Annotated in this window: 2 protein-coding genes and 2 pseudogenes; 2 read left to right on the top strand and 2 right to left on the bottom strand. The window is 57.6% G+C overall.

The window, feature by feature from the left end; genetic code table 11:
* Positions 1-79: 79 nt before the first annotated feature.
* Complete coding sequence (locus tag GNZ12_RS21825) at positions 80-412, bottom strand: carboxymuconolactone decarboxylase family protein (RefSeq protein ID WP_172313543.1); 333 nt, start codon at positions 410-412, stop codon at positions 80-82.
* Between the two features lie 458 nt (positions 413-870).
* Between GNZ12_RS21825 and GNZ12_RS21820 the strand changes: the two genes are divergently transcribed.
* Positions 871-1,545 (top strand): peroxiredoxin-like family protein, encoded by a 675-nt coding sequence (locus GNZ12_RS21820; RefSeq protein ID WP_172313541.1) that lies wholly within the window; start codon positions 871-873, stop codon positions 1,543-1,545.
* Between the two features lie 39 nt (positions 1,546-1,584).
* A pseudogene (locus GNZ12_RS21815) lies at positions 1,585-1,710 on the top strand (SDR family oxidoreductase); the annotation flags it as partial.
* Positions 1,711-1,782: 72 nt separating this feature from the next.
* Here the strand turns inward: GNZ12_RS21815 and GNZ12_RS44500 are convergent.
* Positions 1,783-1,896: pseudogene (locus tag GNZ12_RS44500) on the bottom strand (LysR family transcriptional regulator); the annotation flags it as partial.
* Positions 1,897-2,104 lie beyond the last annotated feature (208 nt).

The raw sequence follows: 2,104 nt of genomic DNA, 5'->3' as shown, positions 1-2,104 counted from the left end.
ACCCGAATTGCCCGTCGCCGCCTGGATCAACCCGCCCAAAAGAAAGGAACCCCTGACCCGTATAAAACTTGATGCTTGCTCACTGAATGTCAACACCCAGGTGTCGCAAACTCATTGACACGCTCCGGAGCCCGGCCATTTTCCCGAGCATCACGTGCGCGCCGACACAATAGTCACAACCCGTGAGTTCGCTGACCACCAACTTGATCGTCTCGAGATCCTTGGTGCCAAGCGAACCTGCACCGAGCACCCCTTCAGCGTTCAGATATACCTTGAGAACATCGGGTGACAGGGCGCCAACCGCGGCAAACAGGTTCGGAAGGACCCCACCCGTGGCTTTCCTGGTCTGGGCATAGACTTCGGCAACAGCCCCAGTAACGGATGCGACGTCGGGTACAGAGATGCGGCTCATTTGATACTCCTTCGATGTGTGGATAGGAACCGCAACTTTAGGGTGCTTCCTTGCACTTGCCGAGTCGATGAAGTATCAAGAGAGTGCTCAAAAGGATCATTCCAGGCAGGTGGCGACTGGCGAGCGCTTCCCAGCGATTTGTACACTGCGAATAATCCCTACGAGGGCGCGCGCCACAGGTACATGCGGGCAGGCGTCGTATAAACCTGAACAGGGGCGCCCGATGGCATCTCAATGTCCAATGTCTCCTGATACCCGCAGACCGGACGTCGCCCAGGTCACACGCGTTGACGAGCGCCGCGCGGCCACTTGCCCGCGCCGCTCTGTTCTCCTGGTCGTCCCCCATGCCCAGCAGGAATGACAGTTATGCAGTCGTGCTGTCTTCTCCGCCGGTTTGCATTGGCGGACTATCCCTACCACGCAATGTGCGTTAAACCTCATCAGGAAGGATGATTGTCATGTCACTTCAAGCCAAGCTAGACGCATTTAAAGCCGATTTCAAAGGTGGAAAAGCCCCGTACTTTGCACCGCCGGAAATCCATCCGGTCATGGAACGTGCGACGGCCGAACTCGTGGCGTCCGGTCAGGCTGCACGCGCTCTCAAAGCGGGCGACGTCGCGCCGGAATTTACTCTCAATGACCCGGATGGGAATCCCGTGTCGTCTGTCGAACTACTGAAGCGCGGGCCGCTCGTGATCAGCTTCTATCGTGGAGTGTGGTGCCCGTATTGCAATCTTGAGCTGACGGCTCTTGAAGAAGCGCTGCCATCGTTCAAGGCCGAAGGTGCCAGTCTGGTCGCGATCTCACCGCAGAATGCCGTGAACAGCCGCAAATCGGTCCGCACCAACAAGCTGAGCTTCCCCATCCTGAGCGACACGCACAACGATGTGGCAGCCGCATTCGGCATCCGTTTTGCTTTGCCCGACTATCTGGTGGATCTGTACAAGAACCTCAAAAACGACCTGCCGGCGTTCAACGGTGACGGCAGCTGGACTCTGCCGATGCCGGCGCGCTACGTTATCGGGCAAGACGGAACGATCCTGTACTCGGAAGTCAACCCGGACTATACGCACCGTCCTGAGCCGCAGGACATGCTGCCAGTTCTCCGCAAGAAGATTGCCTCGGCATCTTGATTAAGCCACGCTTCGTTCCCGGCGATGAAGCGTCGGGAACGACTGGGCGGGCAAGCCGAGATCGCTGCAGGCAACACTTTCCTGCTGTCCGAAGATGCTGCTTTCATCACGGGTCAAACATCGTTTGTCGATGGTGGCGCCTCGATCGGCAAGGCTTCAATTTGAAGACACGCTGCCTGTGAGGGATCAGCGGGTTGGCGCCGCACCCTGGTTCGCCGATACAGCGCGCTCGGCCAGTCAGACCGCTGTATCGAATGCGCCGAATATCTCTTCAACCCAGGCGACGAAAGCGCGTGCTTTCGCACTGACCATGCGTCCACTGGGAAAAACTGCCCACAGGGCGATACTAGGGAAACGCTGAACAAAGCAGGATCGAGCAACGCTGTTCGCACGATGCGGATCCTTTCGTAAACCGCCAGCGGATTTGCGCACTAGCCAGTGAGAATTTTCATTTCTGCGGGGCTTTCACCCCTGTTTTTGCGCTTTATGCCGCCCCGCAGACGGAGTTCTCCATTGATTGCAACAACGCCTTCTTTGCAATCACCAAGTTGCCCAGCGC

Source organism: Paraburkholderia solitsugae, from assembly GCF_013177695.1.
GTDB classification, from domain to species: domain Bacteria; phylum Pseudomonadota; class Gammaproteobacteria; order Burkholderiales; family Burkholderiaceae; genus Paraburkholderia; species Paraburkholderia solitsugae.
Note: the sequence above shows the minus strand (reverse complement) of the source record. Positions and strands in the feature narration are given on the sequence as shown.

Excerpts from the sequence above, each read along its gene's own strand:
- GNZ12_RS21820 (WP_172313541.1), top strand. The coding sequence starts at position 871 with ATGTCACTTCAAGCCAAGCTAGACGCATTTAAAGCCGATTTCAAAGGT.
- GNZ12_RS21825 (WP_172313543.1), bottom strand. The coding sequence starts at position 412 with ATGAGCCGCATCTCTGTACCCGACGTCGCATCCGTTACTGGGGCTGTT.